Annotated in this window: 18 protein-coding genes; all 18 read right to left on the reverse strand. The window is 69.8% G+C overall.

Going from position 1 to position 17,676, the window contains the following annotated elements; translation table 11 throughout:
- Nucleotides 1–81 precede the first annotated feature (81 nt).
- Complete coding sequence (flhA, locus tag AAIL17_RS09230) at nt 82–2,178, reverse strand: flagellar biosynthesis protein FlhA (protein ID WP_424682531.1); 2,097 nt, start codon at nt 2,176–2,178, stop codon at nt 82–84.
- 12 nt (nt 2,179–2,190) lie between these two features.
- On the reverse strand, nt 2,191–3,327 hold the full coding sequence (gene flhB, locus AAIL17_RS09235) for a flagellar biosynthesis protein FlhB (protein WP_424682532.1): 1,137 nt from the start codon (nt 3,325–3,327) through the stop codon (nt 2,191–2,193).
- Between the two features lie 7 nt (nt 3,328–3,334).
- Nucleotides 3,335–4,117, reverse strand: a complete 783-nt coding sequence (fliR, locus tag AAIL17_RS09240; protein ID WP_424682533.1) for a flagellar biosynthetic protein FliR — start codon at nt 4,115–4,117, stop codon at nt 3,335–3,337.
- 15 nt (nt 4,118–4,132) lie between these two features.
- Nucleotides 4,133–4,402, reverse strand: coding sequence for a flagellar biosynthesis protein FliQ (fliQ, locus tag AAIL17_RS09245; RefSeq protein ID WP_231350878.1), 270 nt, complete (start codon nt 4,400–4,402; stop codon nt 4,133–4,135).
- Between the two features lie 64 nt (nt 4,403–4,466).
- On the reverse strand, nt 4,467–5,231 hold the full coding sequence (fliP, locus tag AAIL17_RS09250; RefSeq protein WP_424682552.1) for a flagellar type III secretion system pore protein FliP: 765 nt from the start codon (nt 5,229–5,231) through the stop codon (nt 4,467–4,469).
- Nucleotides 5,232–5,278: 47 nt separating this feature from the next.
- Nucleotides 5,279–5,659 (reverse strand): flagellar biosynthetic protein FliO, encoded by a 381-nt coding sequence (gene fliO / locus AAIL17_RS09255; RefSeq protein WP_424682534.1) that lies wholly within the window; start codon nt 5,657–5,659, stop codon nt 5,279–5,281.
- A gap of 4 nt (nt 5,660–5,663) precedes the next feature.
- Nucleotides 5,664–5,996, reverse strand: a complete 333-nt coding sequence (gene fliN, locus AAIL17_RS09260; protein WP_424682535.1) for a flagellar motor switch protein FliN — start codon at nt 5,994–5,996, stop codon at nt 5,664–5,666.
- Nucleotides 5,993–7,006 carry a flagellar motor switch protein FliM gene (gene fliM, locus AAIL17_RS09265; protein ID WP_424682536.1) on the reverse strand — a complete coding sequence of 338 codons (1,014 nt, stop codon included), beginning with the start codon at nt 7,004–7,006 and terminating at the stop codon, nt 5,993–5,995. Before fliM ends, fliN begins: the two co-directional genes overlap by 4 nt.
- Before the next feature lie 13 nt (nt 7,007–7,019).
- Nucleotides 7,020–7,535, reverse strand: a complete 516-nt coding sequence (locus AAIL17_RS09270) for a flagellar basal body-associated FliL family protein (RefSeq protein ID WP_424682537.1) — start codon at nt 7,533–7,535, stop codon at nt 7,020–7,022.
- 595 nt (nt 7,536–8,130) lie between these two features.
- On the reverse strand, nt 8,131–9,141 hold the full coding sequence (locus AAIL17_RS09275) for a flagellar hook-length control protein FliK (RefSeq protein ID WP_424682538.1): 1,011 nt from the start codon (nt 9,139–9,141) through the stop codon (nt 8,131–8,133).
- A 66-nt stretch (nt 9,142–9,207) separates the two neighbouring features.
- Nucleotides 9,208–9,648, reverse strand: coding sequence for a flagellar export protein FliJ (fliJ, locus tag AAIL17_RS09280; protein ID WP_424682539.1), 441 nt, complete (start codon nt 9,646–9,648; stop codon nt 9,208–9,210).
- The gene (fliI, locus tag AAIL17_RS09285; RefSeq protein WP_424682540.1) at nt 9,645–10,988 is read right to left on the reverse strand and encodes a flagellar protein export ATPase FliI; all 1,344 of its coding nucleotides are present in this window, start codon (nt 10,986–10,988) and stop codon (nt 9,645–9,647) included. The genes fliJ and fliI overlap by 4 nt, the downstream gene beginning before the upstream one ends.
- Before the next feature lie 241 nt (nt 10,989–11,229).
- Nucleotides 11,230–11,844 carry a flagellar assembly protein FliH gene (locus AAIL17_RS09290; RefSeq protein ID WP_424682541.1) on the reverse strand — a complete coding sequence of 205 codons (615 nt, stop codon included), beginning with the start codon at nt 11,842–11,844 and terminating at the stop codon, nt 11,230–11,232.
- On the reverse strand, nt 11,844–12,854 hold the full coding sequence (gene fliG, locus AAIL17_RS09295) for a flagellar motor switch protein FliG (RefSeq protein WP_424682542.1): 1,011 nt from the start codon (nt 12,852–12,854) through the stop codon (nt 11,844–11,846). Before fliG ends, AAIL17_RS09290 begins: the two co-directional genes overlap by 1 nt.
- The gene (gene fliF / locus AAIL17_RS09300; RefSeq protein WP_424682543.1) at nt 12,854–14,542 is read right to left on the reverse strand and encodes a flagellar basal-body MS-ring/collar protein FliF; all 1,689 of its coding nucleotides are present in this window, start codon (nt 14,540–14,542) and stop codon (nt 12,854–12,856) included. Before fliF ends, fliG begins: the two co-directional genes overlap by 1 nt.
- A 39-nt stretch (nt 14,543–14,581) precedes the next feature.
- Entirely contained in the window at nt 14,582–14,905 is a 324-nt protein-coding gene (gene fliE / locus AAIL17_RS09305; RefSeq protein ID WP_424682544.1) for a flagellar hook-basal body complex protein FliE, read from the reverse strand.
- 120 nt (nt 14,906–15,025) lie between these two features.
- Nucleotides 15,026–16,453 (reverse strand): sigma-54 dependent transcriptional regulator, encoded by a 1,428-nt coding sequence (locus AAIL17_RS09310; RefSeq protein WP_424682545.1) that lies wholly within the window; start codon nt 16,451–16,453, stop codon nt 15,026–15,028.
- A 375-nt stretch (nt 16,454–16,828) separates the two neighbouring features.
- Nucleotides 16,829–17,383 carry a PilZ domain-containing protein gene (locus AAIL17_RS09315; protein WP_424682546.1) on the reverse strand — a complete coding sequence of 185 codons (555 nt, stop codon included), beginning with the start codon at nt 17,381–17,383 and terminating at the stop codon, nt 16,829–16,831.
- Nucleotides 17,384–17,676 lie beyond the last annotated feature (293 nt).

Genomic DNA, 17,676 nt, shown 5'->3' on the forward strand with positions numbered 1-17,676 from the left:
AAATGGTTGGAGCGATTCGCGCCAGCCGATGGCGTGCGCGCCTTTGCGATTCCCGATTTGCTATTCACGATTCCCCGCTCCTCAACGTCCCAGCGCCTGGACCAGCCGCACCCTGCGGTTGTCCGGCACCTCGTTGTAGGCCAGTACGTGCAGGTTCTGTGCCACGTGGCGGGTGAAGCGCGCGAGCCATGGACGAAGCTGCGGCGGCACCAGCAGCACCGCCGGCTCGCCGCCCATTTCCTGGCGGCGCGCGGCATCGGCGACGCTCTGCTGCAGGCGGTCGGCCAGGCCCGGTTCGACCGCCGCGCCGGCCACGCCGCCGCCGGCGAGCGAGTTCATCAGGATCTGCTCCAGCTCCGGCGCCAGCGTGATGACCGGCACCTCGGTGCCCAGCCCGGTGATCTCCTGCACGATCTGCCGGCCCAGCGCCACGCGCACGGCGGCGGTGAGCATGCCGGGATCCTGACTCTGCCCCGCGTGCTCCGCCAAGGTTTCGACGATCGTGCGCATGTTGCGGATCGGCACGCGCTCGGCCAGCAGGTTCTGCAGCACCTTGACCACCACGCCCAGCGCCATGCGCTTGGGGACGAGGTCCTCGACCAGCTTGGGCGCAGTCTGCGCCAGGCGGTCGAGCAGCTGCTGCACGTCCTGGTGGCTGATCAGCTCGTGCGCGTGGGTCTGCAGGATGTGCGAGAGATGCGTGGCCACCACGGTGGCCGGGTCGACCACGGTATAGCCCAGGCTCTGCGCCATCTCGCGCTGGCCCTGTTCGATCCATACCGCTTCCAGGCCGAACGCCGGGTCCTTGGTCTGGATGCCCTGCAGCGGACCGTGCACGCGGCCGGGGTTGATCGCCATCAGGCGATCGCTGTGCACCTCGGCCTCGCCCATCGGCACGCCCATCAGGGTGATGCGGTAGGTGTTGGGACCCAGGTCCAGGTTGTCGCGGATGTGTACCGCCGGGACGAGGAAGCCGAATTCCTGCGAAAGCTTGCGGCGCACCGACTTGATGCGGCCCATCAGCTCGCCGCCCTGGTGGGTGTCGACGAGCGGGATCAGCCGGTAGCCGACCTCCAGGCCCAGCGGATCGACGCTGGCGACGTCGTCCCAGCCCAGTTCCATGCGCTCGGGCGGTACCTGCGCCGCTGCAGCTTCAGGCTGGGCAATGGCTTCGGCCAGCTTCTCTTTCGTCTCGCGCTCGCGCTTGATCATCAGGTAGGCGGCGCCGCCGCAGCAGCCGCCGAGCAGCAGGAAGGCCAGGTTCGGCATGCCCGGGATCAGGCCCATCACGCCCAGCACCGCGCCGGCCACCGCCAGCGCACGCGGCTGGCCGAACACCTGGCCGATCACCTGCTTGCCCATGTCCTGCGACTTGGACACGCGGGTGACGATCACCGCGGTGGCGATCGAGAGCATCAGCGCCGGCACCTGCGCGACCAGGCCGTCGCCGATGGTCAGCAGCGTATAGGTCTTGGCCGATTCGCCGGCGCCCAGGCCGTGCTGGAACATGCCGACGAAGAAGCCGCCGATGATGTTGATGAAGAGGATCAGGATGCCGGCGGTGGCGTCGCCGCGGACGAACTTGGAGGCACCGTCCATCGAGCCGTAGAAGTCCGCTTCCTCGCGCACTTCCTGGCGGCGCTCGCGCGCCTGTTCCTGGGTCAGCAGGCCGGCGTTGAGATCGGCGTCGATCGCCATCTGCTTGCCGGGCATCGCGTCCAGGGTGAAGCGGGCGGTCACTTCCGACACGCGGGTGGCGCCCTTGGTGACGACCACGAAGTTGATGATGGTGAGGATCGCAAACACCACCAGGCCGACCGCGAAGTTGCCGCCGATCACGAACTCGCCGAACGCCTCGATCACCTTGCCGGCCGCCCCCGGGCCGTCGTGGCCGTGCAGCAGCACCACGCGGGTGGAGGCGATGTTCAGGGCGAGACGTAAAAGCGTCGCCATCAGCACGACCGTCGGAAAAGCGGCGAATTCCAGCGGCCGCATGACGTAGATCACCGCCAACAAAATGACGAGCGACAGCGCGATGTTGAAGCTGAACAGCATGTCCAGCAGGAACGGCGGCATCGGCAGCATGACCATCGCCAGCATCGCCAGCATCACCACCGGCGCGCCGACGCCGCGGCGTCCGAGCTGCTTGAGACTTTCCATTGCGCCAGCGGCGGCCATTTACGCTTCCTCTCAGAGCTTGTAGGGGCCCATCAGGTCGGGATGGACCTCGGGCCGCGGCGCCGGCGGCGGCTCGTCGCCGCGTGCCGTCGCCTGCTTCAACTGGTAGACGTAGGCCAGCACCTGCGCCACCGCCACGTACAGCGAGACCGGGATTTCCCGGCCCAGCGAGGTGGTGGCATACAAGGCGCGTGCCAGCGGCGGGGCTTCGACCATCGGGATGCGGTGGCCGCTCGCCACCAGGCGGATCTGCTGGGCCAGCACGTCCACGCCCTTGGCGATCACCCGCGGCGCGCCGGTGCCGCTCTCGTCGTACTTGAGCGCCACGGCGAAGTGGGTCGGGTTGGTCACGATCACGTCGGCCTTGGGCAGCTCTTCCATCATGCGCCGGCGCGACATCTCGAACTGCACCTGGCGGATGCGGCCCTTGAGCTCGGGGTTGCCCTCGGTTTCCTTGGCCTCGTCCTTGAGCTCCTGCCGGGTCATGCGCAGGCGCTTGGCGTGGTCGAACTTCTGGTAGAGGGCGTCGGCGCCGCCGATCAGCGCCAGCAGCGCGCCGAACAGCAGCGCCGAGCGGCCCAGCAGCGACATCGCGCGCGCCACGCCGAGCGCGACGTCGGCACGGCCCAGCGCCTGCAGCTCGTCCACCGAGTGTTTGAGCAGCAGCGCCAGCGCGCCGCCGATGAACAGCAGCTTGAGCAAGGCCTTGCCCAGCTCGACCAGGCCGCGCATGGCGAAGATGCGGCCCAGGCCGGCCACCGGGTTGAGCCGGTCGAACTTCGGCTGCAGCGCTTGGCCGCTGAAGCTGATGCCGCCCACCAGCACCGGCCCGGCAAACACGGCCAGCAGGGTCGCCACCGCCACCGGCGCGAACAGCATCAGCGCCTCGCGCACCGCCATGCCGAGCACGCGGGCGGGCAGCGCGTCGGAGAACAGCGCCTCGCGGCTGTAGTCCAGGCCCAGATGGTAGATCGTGCGCGCATGGCTCATCGCCCGTTCGCTGCCGGAGAGCAGCGCGGCCACGCCGGCCAGCGTCACCAGCGCGCCGGAAAGGTCGCGCGAGCGCGGGATGTCGCCTTTTTCGCGCGCCTCGCGGAGGCGTTTTTCCGATGGTTGTTCTGTGCGTTCCTGGTCGTCGTTCTCGGCCATGGGAGCGTCAGCCTCCCACCAGCTCGTGCATCAACGACCAGGCGCTGTCCTGCAGCGTCTCGAACGCGCCGGGCAGCGCGCGCAGGCCCAGCCACAGCGCGATCGAGCCCAGGCAGAGGGTGATCGGGAAGCCGACCGCGAACAGGTTCATCGACGGCGCCGCGCGGCTGATCGCGGCAAAGCCGATGTTCACCACCAGCAGCGCGGTGACCGCCGGCAACGCCACGCGCACCGCGCCGGCGAACAGGTGCGCGCCGAACAGCACCACCGCGTGCAGGCCATCGGCGTTGATCGCGATCGGGCCGGGCGGCAACGTGTGAAAGCTTTCTGCGAGCAACTGGATCAGCCGCAGGTGGCCGTTGAGCGCCAGGAACAGCAGCGTCACCAGCACCATGTAGAACTGGCTGAGCACCGGCGTGCTGCCGCCACCGCCGGGATTGACCACCTCGGCAAACCCCAGGCTCATGCCCTGCCCCACCAGCTCGCCGCCGAACGCCACCGCCTCGAATACCAGCTTGAGCACGAAGCCGACCGAGGCGCCAACCAGGATCTGGCTGACCATCGTAGCCACGCCCGTGGCGCTCAGCGGATCGATCGCGGCCGGCGCGAGCGGCGCCAGCACCAGCGTCAGCATCACCACCAGGCCGATGCGGATGCGCGCGGGAATCACCGTCGAACCCAGCACCGGCGCGACAAGGCACAGCCCGCCGACCCGGCCCAGCGCCCACAGCAGGCCGCCCAGCCAGTTCTCCATCTGCGCGAGGTCGACCGTGGCCACGCCGTTGCCCATTACGTCGCGGCCCCGTTACTTGACCGCACCGGGCAGCCCCTCGATCAGCTGCCGCGTGAACTGCACCAGCGTGCGCAGCATCCACGGGCCGGTGATCAGCGCGACCACCGCCATCGCGATCAGCTTGGGGATGAACGAGAGGGTCATCTCGTTGATCTGCGTGGCCGCCTGGATCACGCCGATCAGCAGGCCCACCGCCAGCGCGGTGAGCAGCAGCGGCGCGGCGATGAGCATCGCCACGTAGAGCGCGTGCTGGCCGAATTCGATGACGGATTCAGGGGTCATGGGCGTAAAGCTCGGGCACTTGGCTCCCTCTCCCCGGAGGGGAGAGGGAGCGAAAGCGGGCCGCTCATGTGTAGAAGCTTCCGGCCAGCGTGCCGATCAACAGCGTCCACCCATCCACCAGCACGAACAGCATGATCTTGAACGGCAGCGAGATGATCATCGGCGAGACCATCATCATGCCCATCGACATCAGCACGCTGGCGACCACCAGGTCGATGATCAGGAACGGGATGAACAGCAGGAATCCCATCTGGAACGCGGTCTTCAGTTCCGAGGTGAGGAACGCCGGCATCGCGACGCGGAAGGGCACGTCGTCCTTGCTGGCGTAGGGCTTCTCCTTGGCCAGTTGGGTGAACAGCTGCAGGTCCGCGTCGCGCGTCTGGTCGAGCATGAAGCGCTTGAAGGGCGCGCTCGCCGCGGGCAGCGCCTGCTCGGCGGTCATCTGGCCGTCCATATAGGGCTTCACGCCGTCGCTGTAGGCCTTGTTGAACACCGGCCCCATGACGAACAGCGTGAGGAACAGTGCCAGGCCGAGCAGCACCTGGTTGGGCGGCGTCGACTGCGTGCCCAGCGCCTGGCGCAGGAAGCCGAGCACGATGATGATCCGGGTGAACGAGGTCATCATCAAAAGGATCGCCGGGAGCAGCGTGAGGACCGTCATCAGGCCCAGCAGCTGCAGCGACAGCGTCCAGTTCTTCGCGCCGCCGGGCGCGTCGTGCACCGTCAGCACCGGGATGCCGGCCGGCGCGGTGGGACTGGCCGGCATGCTCAGCGCGGGCGCGGCCGGCGCCGACTGCGGCGCGGCGAAGGCGAACAGCGGCAGCAGCATCAGGGCCAGCGCGAGCCACCAGCGCGCGCCACGGAACGAAAGCAGTTTCACGACTTGCCTTTCCAGCGCGACAACAGTTGCGCGAAGTTGGGAGCGGCCGGCATCGGCGCCGGCGGGTTGGGCTCGACCGGAGCGGCGCCCTCGTACACGTGCAGCGTGCGCATGCCGCCCTGCCCCACGCCCACCAGCAGGCGCTTGCCGTCGGCATCGAGCAGCAGCACGCGCTCGCGCGCGCCCACCGCGAAGGTTTCCACGCAGCGGATGCGCCGCCCGCCCGGCAGCGTGCGCGCCTGCAGGCGGCGGCTCATCCAGCCGGCCACGAAGATCAACGCGATCACCGCGGCCAGGCTGAGCAGCACGCGCAGCAGTTCCCCGCCGACGTTGATGTCGGGCGCGGCGATGGGCGCGGCGAAGATCAGTGCAAGCATGGGATCAACGCAGCTTGCGCACGCGCTCGGCCGGGCTGACCACGTCGGTCAGGCGGATGCCGAACTTCTCGTTGATCACCACCACCTCGCCGTGCGCGACCAGCGTGCCGTTGACGAACACGTCCAGCGGCTCGCCGGCGGCACGGTCCAGCTCCACCACCGAGCCCTGGTTCAACTGCAGCAGGTTGCGGATGCTGATGCGGGTGCGGCCGACCTCCATGGCCAGGGTCACCGGCACGTCGAGGATCATGTCCAGGTTGACGTCGCCCTCGCCGGCAAAGCCGTTCAGGGCGTCCGATTCGATGCGGTCTACGACCGCGGCGTCGTTGGCAGTCATGCGCTTTTCTTCTCTGTGAACTCGCCGGACGCGCGCATCTCGCGGCGGCCGACATGGGCCTGGAACTGGATGGCCGTGTGGCCGTTGGTCTGGCCGTAGCGGCCGCGGAACACCGGCACGTCCTCGGCGAAGACGGTGCACAGCTCGGGCAGCACCACCGGGATCACGTCGCCGGGCTTGAGGCCCAGGAAGTCGCCGATGGACAACTGCGCCTCGAGCAGCAGCGAACTCAACTCGACCTCGGCGTCGAGCACTTCCTCGTGCAGGTGCTCGGTAAAGCGGTCGTCACGGTCGGCCAGGTCGCTCTGCACGCCGGCGTCGAGCAGCGTGCGGATCGGCTCGACCATTGCGTAGGGCAGCGTCAGGTGGATCTCGCCGCCGCCGCCGTCGAGCTCGACGTGGAAGCGCGACACCACGACCGTTTCCGTGGGGCTGACGATATTCGCGAACTGCGGGTTGATCTCGGAATTGAGGTACTCGAACTCCAGCGGCAGCACCGGGTTCCACGCCTCGGTCATGGCGCCGAAGAGTTCGGTCAGCATGATCTGGATCACGCGGTTCTCGGTCGCGGTGAAGTCGCGGCCCTCGATGCGCGCGTGGAAGCGGCCGTCGCCGCCGAAGAAGTTGTCGATCACGGTGAACACCAGCCGCGGCTCGAACACCACCAGCGCGGTGCCGCGCAGCGGCTTGATCTTCACCAGGTTCAGGTTGCTCGGCACCGCCAGGCTGTGCACGTACTCGGCGAACTTGACCATCTTCACGCCGAGCACCGACACCTCGCAGCTCTTGCGCAGCACGTTGAACACGCCCAGGCGGAAGAAGCGCGCGAAGCGGTCGTTGACCATCTCCAGCGTCGGCAGGCGGCCGCGCACGATGCGGTCCTGCTGGGTGAAGTCGTAGGACTGCACCGCTTCGGTGGGCGGCGGCTCGTCCTCGCCGGTGGCGACGCTGCCACCGGTGACACCGTCGAGCAGCGCGTCGATTTCGTCCTGGGAAAGAAGGTCGCTCATGGGCGCGATCGCCTCACTGCATCACGAAGCTGGTGAAGTACAGCGCGTCGATGCCCGGCTTGCCGGTGCGCGACGCGACGATCTTGCGCACGGCCTCCAGCGCCTCGGCCTGCAGCTTCTGCTTGCCGGCGGGGTCGGCGAGGATGGCGTAGTCCTGGCGGCTGAACAGCATCACCAGCGCGTTGCGCACCACCGGGTCGACGCTCTTGACGGTGTCCAGCGCGGCCTGGTCGTGCGCCATCAGGGTCACGCCGACCTGCAGGTAGCGCATCGATGCGTCGTCGCGGAAATTGACCACGAAGGCCGGGTCCAGCGGCAGGAACAGTTCCGGCTGCGCATCGACCGGCTTGGCGTCGGCGTCGTGCTTGCCGGCGGACGCGGTGGCTGCCTTGTCGTGGCCGCGCAGCGCGGTCAGCGCGTAGGCGCACACGCCCGACACGGCCAGCAACGCCACCGCCAGGCCGATCACCAGTGGGGAACGGCGCTTCTTCGGCACCGTCGCGACCACTTCTTCTTCCGTTGTTGCCATGCCTTACCTCGTTCCGTTTTTGTCCGTCGGGAGCGCCGGGCGCCACCTGCATGGGCTTTGTTGCAAGCCGCATGCCATGGTGGGAAGCCTTGTCTCTGCTGGTTTTGCGGCCGGAGCGGCGCTTTCTTGACGCGCGCCGGAGAAGGGACGCGTCGCGATCACGACGGGTGCCTGAAAGTCGGCGGCGCGCGTCAACGGGCGGGTGGCGAGCAGGCGGTCTCCTGCAGGGCTTCCCCCATCCGCCCTTCGGGCACCTTCCCCCGTGAACGGGGGAAGGATCAGGGTCGCGGCGCTCGCATCAGCGTTCTTTTCCCGCGAGCGGGGAAGGAATTAAAGCCGCAACGCTCACGGGCGGGGTCTTCTCTGCGAAGGGGAAGGAATCAAAGCCGCAGCACTCATGTCCGGGCCTTCCCCCGCGAACGCGGGGGAAGGTGCCGACATGCGGATGGGGGCGCTTTGGGCGCGATGCCGGACTGATACGACGGATGCCCGAAAGCCGGCTCAAGCGGCGATAGGTGCGCCCGGGTGGAAAAAGCCCGTTCGCCCTGAGCGCAGGCCGCAGACCGCAGACCGAAGTCGGAAGGCCCGCACTTCCTCAGGCAAACGTATCGAGCATCCCCAGCGACACCACCGGCGCGCTCGCCATCGCGGATTCGGGTTCGATCTCGCCGATCGTCCCGCCCGCCTCGCCGCCACGCCCGCCCTCGCCCTGCTGCTGGCGCTGGCCGACGTCGGTGTGACCCAGCGCCAGGCCGTGGTGGGCGAGCAGCGCGTCGAGCTGCAGCAGAGTCTGCTGCACCGCGTGTACGGCGGCCGGATGCTGCACGGCGAAGCTCACGTCGACGCGGTCGTGGTTGAGGCTGACCTTCACGTCCAGCGTGCCGAGGTCTTCCGGGTGCAGGCGGATGCGCGCCTGCTTGACGTCCTGCTGGCCCAGCCACATCACGTGCTGGCCCAGTTCCTGGGCGAAGGCAGGCGTGCCGGCGGGGCTGGCGATGTTGAGGGTGGCGGGGGGCGCCGCCGTGCCGGCGTTGCCAGGCGTCGGCACCTGGGTGGTGGATGCGGTGGCCATCTGCAGCGCATCCAGCGGGGCGTCCTTCTGCTCGGCGGGCTTGGCCAGCATCGGCGCCAGCGCGGCGGTGTCCAGGCCGGTCGCCGGCTTGGCGGTCGCGACCGCGGTGGCGGCTGCGGTGCCGGCCAGCAGCACGAGTGCGGCGGGTGTCTTGGCGGCCGTCCCGACGGCACCGGCCGCCTTGGCGGTGGCGGGTGCCACGGCGCCGGCCTGGGCCAGCGGCTTGGCCGGCGCGGCCTGGCCGATCAGCGCGAGCATGGCGGCGGCCAGTGCGGCGGCGTCGGGATGGCTTTCGTCCTTCGCGGGGGCATCGGTGGCCTGCGCGTGGTCGGCCTTGGCCGTCGCCGGTGCCTTGGCCGCGGGATCGTGCTCCTCGTGCGCCGGCTGTTCGTTCGCCTCGCCGTGTTGCTGGCGGGCCGCGTCCAGGTGACGGTCGAAACGGTTCTCGTCGGTGGCGGACGTGGCCGTGGCAGCGGGCCGCGACGGCGCGGGGCCCGGCGGGGCGACGGGATTCACGGTGGCGGGTGCGCTCATGGGCACTTCCTCGATGGCGTCAAGCGACTGGCGTCAGGCGCTAGGCTTGCAAGCTCCACGCCAAGCTCAGTCACGGCCGCGGGCCGGGCGGCGATGCTGCATGCGCTCGTCGACGTCGTTCTGCTCGCGGCGCTCCTCGGCCTTGCGCTCCTGCTCGCGGTAGCGGTCGATCACGTTGTCCAGCGCGGCCTCGCGGGCGTGCGCGTCGCGCCAGAGCCCACGCACCTGGTCGAGCAGGCGGCGCTGGCGTTCGATCTCGACTGTCTGCTGCTCGATCGCGCGGTCGATGCGCTCGACGAACTGCTGGCGGTTCATCAGCGCGGTGGCCGTCAAATGGCCGGCGCTGGGCGGGTTGGCGTATTCCTGGCGGTAGCCGCGCAGTTCCATCAACTGGCGCTCGGCCTTGGCCAGACGCTGCTGCTGCTCGGCGAGCTTGAGCACGGCGTCTTCGCTGCGCTGCTTGGCCTGGTCGGCGGCCGGCTGCAGGCGGTCGGCGCGCTTGCTCACTGGGCGGCCTCGGCGGCAAGGGCATCGAGGGCGGCGATGCCGTCGGCAAGATTCATCGGCTCATCCACTTCCTGCTGCAGGAACGCGCGCAGCTTCGGCCACATCACGATGGCCTGGTCGACCTGCGGGTCCGAACCCTTCTGGTAGGCGCCCACCGCGATCAGGTCGCGCTGCTGGCGGTAGGCGGAGTAGACCTGGCGGAAACGCTGTGCGGCGCGCTGGTGCTCGCGCGCGGTGACCGCTGGCATCACGCGGCTGATCGAGGCTTCGATGTCGATCGCCGGGTAATGGCCGGCTTCGGCCAGGTCGCGCGAGAGCACGATGTGGCCGTCCAGGATCGCGCGCGCGGCGTCGGCGATCGGGTCGTGGCGGTAATCGTCGCCTTCGGTCAGCACGGTGTAGAAGGCGGTGATCGAACCCACGCCCTCGGCATCGTTGCCGGCGCGTTCCACCAGCGCGGGCAGCATCGCGAACACCGACGGCGGGTAGCCCTTGGTCGCCGGCGGCTCGCCGATCGCCAGCGCGATCTCGCGCTGCGCCTGCGCGTAGCGGGTGAGCGAATCCATCAGCAGCAGCACGCGCTGGCCGCGGTCGCGGAACCACTCGGCGATCGCGGTGGCGTACTGCGCGCCGCGCAGGCGTTTGAGCGGCGGCGCGTCGGCCGGGGCGGCGACGATCACCGCGCGGCGGCGACCCTCGACGCCCAGCGTGTGTTCGACGAATTCCTTCACCTCGCGGCCGCGCTCGCCGATCAGGCCGACCACCACCACGTCGGCGTCGGTGTAGCGGGTCATCATGCCCAGCAACGTGGACTTGCCCACGCCCGAGCCGGCGAACAACCCCAGGCGCTGGCCACGGCCGACGGTGAGCAGCGCGTTGATCGCACGCACGCCGGAATCCAGCGGGGTGTCGATGGGCTTGCGCGCCATCGGGTTGATCGGTTCGGCCTTGAGCGCCGCGTGCTCGCCGGTATCGAGCGGACCCAGCCCGTCGAGCGGCACGCCGTCGGCGCCGATCACGCGGCCGAGCAGCCCCGCGCCGACCGGCAAACCGCCGGCATGGGCAAGCGGGCGTACGCGCGCGTTGGGCAGCACGCCGTGCATCTCGCCCACCGGCATCAGCAGCAGGCGTTCGTCGGCGAAGCCGACCACTTCGGTGTCGAGCGATTGTCCGTCGGCGGTGTCGACCAGGCAACGCGCGCCCAGCGCAGCTTCGCAGCCCTCGGCTTCCAGCGTGAGGCCGACCACGCGACGCAGCCGACCCTCCACGGCGAACGTGTGGGCGGCCTGCGCGCGCTGGCGGCGGCGGGCGAGCTGTTCGGTCCAGGCGGCGCGGGTCATGCGGCGACACCCTGGCGGGTGCCGGAAGGGGGCATCCGGCGGGCTTCCCCCATCCGCCTATCGGCACCTTCCCCCGCGGAGCGGGGGAAGGATTCACTGACGAGCGTTCCTACACGCTCCCTCCCCCGGGTGCGGGAGCAAGATCCAGCGGCGAGCGCCACGGTTCGATCCTTCCCCCGCGCGCGGGGGAAGGTGCCCGAAGGGCGGATGGGGGAAGCCTTGCCGCAGCCCGGCATTGCGCTCATGCGCCGGCCTCGTCGCCGAGCACGGCATCGATCATCGCGGCCAGGCGGGTTTCCAGGCGCGCGTCGAGCCGCGAGCGTTCGCTTTCCAGCAGGCAGTCGCCGCGCCCGAGTGCAGGATCGCCCACCAGTTGCCAGTGCGGCTCGGCCGCCTCCAGCTCGCGCAGCAGCGCCAGATCGTCCGGATGCAGGCGCACGCGCAGTTCGCGGGTCGCCGCCGGCAGCGCCGCGGCCGCCTGGCGCACGGTCTGCACGATCAGCTCCGGCCGGGTGGCCAGTTCGTGGGCGATCACGCGACGGGCGACCAGCAGGGCCAGTTGCGCCAGTTCCTGTTCGACTGCCGCGTCGAGCGCCTCGAGCGGACGCGCCGCCTGCGTGCAGATCGCCTCCAGCCGCGCCACGCGCTCGCGCCCCTGCGCGCGCGCTTCGGCCAGGCCCTGGGCATGGCCGGCGGCGTAGCCTTCGTCACGCGCCTGGCGCTGAAGCGCCTCCAGGTCGCTGACGGTGGGATGGTTCGCGGATTCCGCCGGCGCCGCGGCCGGGGCATCGCCGACCTGCGGCGGCTCCCAGCGCTGGTAGCCGGTGACCGCGTCGCGGTTGAGCACGGCGCTCATCAGACCAGGTCATCCCCGCCGCCGAGGGTGATCTGGCCGGCGTCGGCCAGACGGCGCGCGATGCCGAGGATTTCCTTCTGCGCGGCGTCGACCTCGGATACGCGCACGGGGCCGGCCACTTCCAGGTCGTCGCGCAGCATGTCGGCCGCGCGCTTGGACATGTTGGCGAACATCTTGTCGCGGATCGCGGGCTCCGCGCCCTTGAGCGCCACGATCAGGCGCGGCGAGGGCACTTCGCGCAGCAGCGCCTGCATCGAGCGATCGTCCAGCTCGACCAGGTCGTCGAAGACGAACATCAGGTCCTCGATCTTGCTGCCCAGCGCGGCGTCGTGGCTGCGGATGGCGGCCATCAGCTCGGCCTCGCGGCTGGTCTCCATCGCGTTGAGGATGTTGGCCGCGGCCTTCAGGCCGCCGACGCTGGCGGACTTCAACTTGTTGGTGTTGCCGGAGAACTGGCGCTCCATGATCTCGTCCAGCTCGTTCAGCGCATGCGGCTGCACGCCGTCGAGCGTGGCGATGCGCATGATCGCGTCCGAACGCGTGCGCGCCGGCAGGTAGCCGAGTACCTCGGCGGCCTGGTCGTGCTCCAGGTGCGCCAGCACCAGCGCGATGATCTGCGGGTGTTCCTGGCCGATCATCTCGGCGATGGCGCGGCCTTCCATCCACTTGAGCGATTCCAGCCCCTTGCTGGAACGGCCGAGCAGGATGCGGTCGATCAGGCTGCCGGCCTTGGTTTCGCCCAGCGCGTTGGTGAGGATCTTGCGGATGTAGTCCTCGGTGCCGACGCCGAGCGCGGTCTGCCGGCCCAGGTCGTCGTGCAGCTTGGTGAGCACCTGGTCGACCTGCTCGCGCGAGACGGAGGTGAGCACGGCCATGGCCTGGCCGACCGCCTGCACGTCGCGCGCGGACAGGTGCTTGAGCACCTCCGCGGCGTCCTGCTCGCCCAGGGTGAGCAGAAGGATCGCGGCGCGCTGGGCGCCGGTAATGGTCGTGTCTGCCTTGCCGGACATCAGCCGTCCTCACCCACCCAGTTCCTGACCACCTGAGCCACCTGCTTGGGGTTGTCGCTCACCATGCGGCGGGCCAGGCCCACCTTCTGTTCGTAGCCGAGCACCTGAGCGGGTCCGGCCAGCCGGCTGCGCTCATCCTCCTCGTCATCGGCCACGCGCACGGAAACCGTAGGCATCCTGCCGCCGGCGCCGGCCAGCGCCGGCTGCGGCGCGCTGCGCAGCAGGCCCTTGAGCAGCGGGCGCAGCAGGCCGAAGGCGACGATCAGCGCGATCAGCACGCCGATCGCCTGCTTGATCAGATCCAGCACGCCGGGACGCTGCCACAACGGCTGCTGCTCGGGCGCATCGGCGGTCGGCGCGGTGTGGAAGGCCTGGTTGATCACGCTGACGTTGTCGCCGCGTGCCTGGTCGAAGCCGACCGCGTTCTTGGCCAGCTGGGTCAGGTGGTCCAGTTCCTGCGGAGTGAACGGCACGCTGGTGTCGCCCTTGGGGCCGCTCACGGTCTTGTTGTCGACCACCACCGCCACGGTCAGGCGCGCCAGCCGGCCGGCCGGGTCGCTGGTGTGGCTGATGGTGCGGTCGAGCTCGTAGTTGCGGGTGGCGCTGGAGGAGCTGTCGCCGGTGTCGGCCTGCGCCGTGGCGGCCGCCGGCGCGGGCGTGGCGGCGGCCTTGCCGCCCGCGTTCGGGTTGGCGGCGGTCGGCTGCGCGGTCATCACCGGCGGCTGGTTGCTCAGCGCGCCCGGCACGCCGCCGTCGGCGACGCTGCCGCTGCCGCGGCGCTCGCTGCTGGTCTGCTCGCTGCGCAGCGCGGGATGGTCGTGGTCGAAGGTTTCGGTGGCCTTTTCGGTGTTGCTGAAATCGAGATCGACCGAGACCTGCGCGTGCACCTTGCCCGGGCCGACCAGCGGCGTGAGCAGTTCCTCGATGCGCTGCGCGTAGGTGTTCTCGATGCGCGTGGCCAGGCGCAGGCGGCTGTCGCCCACGGCGGCGGCGCTGTCCGGATCGCTGCCGGTGAGCAGTTGGCCCTGCTGGTCGATCACCGAGACCTGCTTGGCGTCCAAGTCCGGCACCGAAGCGGCGACCAGGTGCACGATCGCGGCCACCTGGCTCGCGTCCAGCTGCCGGCCGGGATAGAGCGTGACCAGCACCGAGGCGCTGCCCTCGTGGCTGTCGCGGATGAACGCCGACGGCTTGGCCATCGCCAGGTGCACGCGCGCGGAGCGCACGCCCTGCAGGCTGCCGATGGTGTTGCCCAGGTCGGTCTCGAGCATCTGCTGGTAGCGGGTGCGCTCGGCCAGGTCGCTCATGCCGAACGGCGAGTCGGCCTGCGGCAGCGTATTGGTGGCCGTGCCCTGCGGCAGGCCCTGCCCGGCCAGGCGCAGGCGCACCGCGGCCAGGTCGGAGGCCGGCACCATGATCGAGCCGCCGTCGTCGCCCAGCTTGTAGGGCGTGTTGGTCGACTGCAGCGCTTGCGTGATCGCGGCGGCGTCCTGCTGGCCCAGGCCGGCGTAGAGCAGGCCCCAGTTGGGGCCGCGCGACCACAGCACCACCGCCACGCCCAGCGCGACGGCCGCGGCCATGCCGACCAGCAGCAGCAACTGGCGCGAGGCGGGGCTGCGCGCGAGCTGCCTGAGGTCGAAGCGGCTGGCCGGGCTGTCGGCGGTGGTGGCGATGGCGTTGTCAGCCATGGGAAGGGTTCATCCGTAGAGCGAATGGAATGCCGTCGCTTAGACCGGCATGTTCATGATGTCCTTGTAGGCATCGACCAGCTTGTTGCGCACTTCGGTCATCGCGCGCAGCGAGAGGTCGGCCTTCTGGATCGCCACCATCGTGCGGCCCAGGTCCGCGCCCGGGTCGCCGCGCTCGAAGCTCGCCGCCATCTGCCCGGCCTGCTGCTGGCTCTGGCCCACGCTGGCGATCGATTCCTTCAGCAGCGAACCGAAATCCGCCTTCGCCGCCGGCGCCGCCTTGAACGCGGTTTCCGCCGGACGCACCTGCGAGGAGAGCTGGCGCATCTGGGCGAGCAGGTTGTTGACGTCGATGGTGCTCATGTCGGGTTTCCGGCGCGTGGCGGGTTTCGAGACTGGGGACTGCACGAGCCGTGCCAGGGCTTTGGCGGCGGCTTCGGCCTGTGCCCGTGGCAGTCGCCACGAGCGCATCGAAACCCGGGCTCAGGCCGCCAGGCTGTTCTGCAGGCCGTACTTGCGCAGCTTCTCGACCAGCGTCGTGCGCTGCATGTGCAGCAGCTTGGCCGCATGGGCGACGACGCCGCCGGTGAGGTCGAGCGCCTGGCGGATCAGCCCGACTTCGATGTCGGCCAGGTGGTCCTTAAGGTCGAGCCCGCCCTCGGGCAGCACCGTGGCATCGGCGGCATGCGTGGGGGCGGTGATCTGGGTCGGCGCCGGGGCGCCTTCCATCATCGCCAGCAGCGAGGCGGCGCCCTGCGTTTCCTCCACGGCCTGGCGGCCGCGGTATTTCTCCGGCAGGTCGCTGCCGCGGATCTCGCCGTGCGGGTAGAGGATCGCCAGCCGCTCGACCAGGTTGCACAGCTCGCGCACGTTGCCCGGCCAGGCGTACTGGTGCAGCGCGTTGAGCGCGCCGGCGGAAAACCGCACGCTGCCCAGGCCGCGGCGGGCCAGGCGCTGGTTGAACTCGCCGATCAGCACCGGCAGGTCGTCCAGGTGCTCGCGCAGCGCGGGCATTTCCAGCGGGAACACGGAGAGGCGGTAGAACAGGTCCTCGCGGAACTGGCCGTTGGCGATCGCCCGCTCCAGGTTGCGGTGGGTGGCGGCGATGATGCGCACGTCGCAGCGCTGGGTCTTGTTGCCGCCGACGCGCTCGAACATGCGTTCCTGCAACACGCGCAGCAGCTTGACCTGCATCGGCAGACTCATGTCGCCGATCTCGTCGAGGAACAGCGTGCCGCCCTCGGCCATCTCGAAGCGACCCTTGCGCGCGCTGATCGCGCCGGTGAAGGCGCCCTTTTCGTGACCGAAGAGTTCGCTTTCCAGCAGTTCGGCCGGAATCGCGCCGCAGTTGATCGCCACGAACGGCTTGTCGCGGCGCGGCGAGCACTCGTGGATGGTGCGGGCGACCATTTCCTTGCCGGTACCGGACTCGCCGAGCACCAGCACGGACGAGTCGAACGGGGCGACCTGGCGGATCAGCGCGTTGACGTGGCGCATCGGCGCCGAGTCGCCGACGAAACGCAGCTCGCCGCGGCGGCCGCCGAGCAGGCGCGCGTACAGGCTGCGCATCACCTCGGCCAGCTGCTCGTAGCGCAGCGGGAATTCCACCATGCCGATGCGCGCGGCGAACGGCGAGCTGGCGGCGCACAGGCGCGCGGCCCACTGCGAATCGCTGGCCAGCAGCACCGGCACGTGGCTGGCGGCGTCGCCCAGCAGCGCGAACTGGCGCTCGGCTTCGGTCGCGTCGTCGATGGTGCCCACGTAAACGGCACGCCAGGCGTGGGTCGATTCCTCCACGGCGGTGCAGTCCGCGCCCCGCTGCGGGTGATAACCGAGGAAATGCAACGCGGAGACGATGGATTCGGCCCGCGCCTCGTTCGACTCGATCACCAGGAAATCGACCTTGCTCATTGCATGTATCTCCGCTTCGCGACTTGAACGACGAACCGCCGACCGTCCCGCAGTGTTCGTACTTCCAGATGCCGGCTTTCCGTCACCGGGCTCGCGGAGGAGGGAGCAAGAAGAAGGCCAGCGCGGGCGCGCGTGCGGGCTGTCCGCGGACGGGCGGGTGGCCCTAATGCGTCACCTGTGAAGAATCTGTCGACGGCTTGTTAGGCGCGAGGCAAGCAACGACGACGGTTTGCCGGCGCCATGCGTCCGACGGCGGGTGACCCTGCGTGACACCGGCGCTCCGGCGACCGTCAAATCGACGACGCGCGAGCCTGCAAAAGTGTGAAGTGCTTCACGTGCGGCAGGTGCGCCGCTTCACGCGACGCCGACACGGCCTCAGCCGTTGGCCTGACGCGCACCTGCCACTTTGCGTCGGTGGTGACGAAACACGAAACGTTCGAGTGACGCAGCGACGCCATCGCCCAATGCATGGAACGCGACGAAGGCGCGGCCGTCATCGAACCGGCGCTCGATGCGCGAGGGCAATTCGAGCGGCACGCCCGGGCAGGCGTCGAATCGCAGGCGCAGCAGCAGGGCTTCCCCTGACTGCACCAGCGCAGCCGGCAGCACCGCGCCGATCGCGTTGAAGCGCAAGGGCTGCCGCGGCGGCAGCGCGTCGGCCGGGAGCGCGACGCGATTGATCATGTCGATCAGCGCGTTGAGTTTGGCGTCCAGGCGCAGCAGTTCCTGCATCACCGGGCTGTCGTCGTCGGCATTCTCGGCGCGGCGTTCTTCCAGTGCGGCGACCGAAGCGAGCGCGGCCGTATTGCGTTCGGCCAGACGCTGGGCGAGCGCGTCGGGCACCGGCCAGGCAAGCGGCTGGCTGTCGGCATGCCAGCTGTCCTCGCAGGCAAGCCGCTGCTCGAACTCGTTCCAGGCGGTGGCGGTCATGACGGTGCTCCGACGGATGGGTGGCATCGGCGGTGAGTATGCAATCCGCGGGCCGGCCGTTTCGAACGATAACGTCCGTCCGCAGGACGACGTTTGCTCCCTCTCCCCTCCGGGGAGAGGGTTGGGGTGAGGGGCCGGGGCTCGCGCGAAACTCCCTCGGGGCCGGGCTTGGCTCTCGACCCGACGACGCGAACCTGATCCGGCTTTTCCGTGGTTTCCCGCAAGCCTTGGGGCCCCCCCCCCACCCCCCCCCCCGAGGGGGGGGGGGGGAACCCCCGCGCTTTCCGATTTTT

Source organism: Frateuria sp. YIM B11624 (genome assembly GCF_049727805.1).
GTDB lineage: Bacteria > Pseudomonadota > Gammaproteobacteria > Xanthomonadales > Rhodanobacteraceae > Frateuria_A.